The sequence below is a fragment of the Pseudomonas sp. NFIX28 genome (assembly GCF_900107395.1).
In the GTDB taxonomy this organism is placed as follows: Bacteria; Pseudomonadota; Gammaproteobacteria; order Pseudomonadales; family Pseudomonadaceae; genus Aquipseudomonas.
This window is the reverse complement of the sequence record NZ_FNPW01000042.1, coordinates 1-1,243: the sequence shown is the minus strand read 5'-3', so window position 1 is coordinate 1,243 and position 1,243 is coordinate 1. Positions and strand designations below refer to the sequence as shown.

The window sequence follows — 1,243 nt, the reverse complement described above, 5'->3', positions numbered from 1 at the left end:
TGAACTGGCCTAATAATTCTGGACACCTCAATCGGGCGCTATGATGGCGTCCAAATCTGAGGTGTTTGGATATGCGTAATTCTTATTCCAGTGAGTTCAAACTCAAGGCGGCCAGCATGGTGTTGGACGAGGGGCTATCGGTTCCCGAGGTCTGCGCCAGTTTGAGTGTTGGCCCTACGGCTCTGCGTCGCTGGGTTGAACAGGTTCGTCAGGAGCGCCAGGGATCGACTCCGGTCGGGGCCAAGGCGATTACCGCCGATCAGCGAGAAATCCAACAACTCAAAGCCTTGCTCAGGCAAAAAGACCGGGATATCGAAATCCTAAAAAAGGCCAGTGCTCTCCTGCTGTTGGACGCCAAAGATCACTCTCGCTGATCGATGAGCTGGGTGAGCTGTATGGCGTTAACGAATGCTGCCGCGTGCTGGGAATCGGCCGCAGCAGCTTTTACGCCTGGCGTCAGCGCCAAGGCCGGGTGCGTCCCGAACGAGAGAAGCTCAAGGCCTTGCTGGTCAAGCACCACAAGGCCTCCAGGGCCTCTGCCGGCTCGCGCACCTTGGCCAAGGTGCTGCAAGCCGGTGGGCATCGCGTCGGACGGTACATGGCTCGCAGCCTGATGCGAGAAGCGGGCATCGCCAGTCGTCAGCGTCGGCGCCACAAGTACAAGTCCTGCGGCGTGGAAGCGCTGGTGGCGCCGCATGTGCTCAAGCGCCAGTTTGAGGTCACGGCGGTCAACCAGGTGTGGTGCGGCGACGTCACGTACATCAAGGTCGGCAAGCGCTGGCTGTATTTTGCCGCGGTTCTGGATCTGTTCGCCCGCCGGATCGTGGGTTGGTCGTTTTCGATGATCTCTGATGCCACGTTGACCTGCGAAGCCTTGCGGATGGCCGTCGAGCTACGGGGACATCCCAAAGACGTGCTGTTTCACTCCGATCAAGGTTGCCAGTACACCAGCCATAAGTTCAGAAATGAGCTGCTGGAACATGGACACCGGCAAAGCATGAGTCGTAAAGGCGAATGCTGGGACAACGCCCCGATGGAGCGTTTCTTTGGCAGTTTGAAATCGGAGTGGGTGCCTGAAACAGGCTACGACTCGGAGCATGAGGCCCGCGTGGATGTGCAGCGTTACGTCACGCGCTACAACACGATCAGGCCTCACAGTTACAACGACTATTGGTCGCCGATCGCGAGGGAGAAACGGGCGGCGTAGACCGTAATCGGTGTCCAGGATTACTTGACCAGTTCA

The 1,243-nt window shown here is 58.3% G+C and carries 2 protein-coding genes; both read left to right on the top strand.

Features of this window, described 5'->3' with window-relative positions; genetic code table 11:
- Positions 1-71 precede the first annotated feature (71 nt).
- Entirely contained in the window at positions 72-374 is a 303-nt protein-coding gene (locus tag BLV20_RS31915; protein WP_038574649.1) for a transposase, read from the top strand.
- Complete coding sequence (locus tag BLV20_RS30725) at positions 371-1,207, top strand: IS3 family transposase (RefSeq protein ID WP_371914348.1); 837 nt, start codon at positions 371-373, stop codon at positions 1,205-1,207. Before BLV20_RS31915 ends, BLV20_RS30725 begins: the two co-directional genes overlap by 4 nt.
- The last annotated feature ends 36 nt before the right edge of the window (positions 1,208-1,243 follow it).

Excerpts from the sequence above, each read along its gene's own strand:
- BLV20_RS31915 (WP_038574649.1), top strand. The coding sequence starts at position 72 with ATGCGTAATTCTTATTCCAGTGAGTTCAAACTCAAGGCGGCCAGCATG.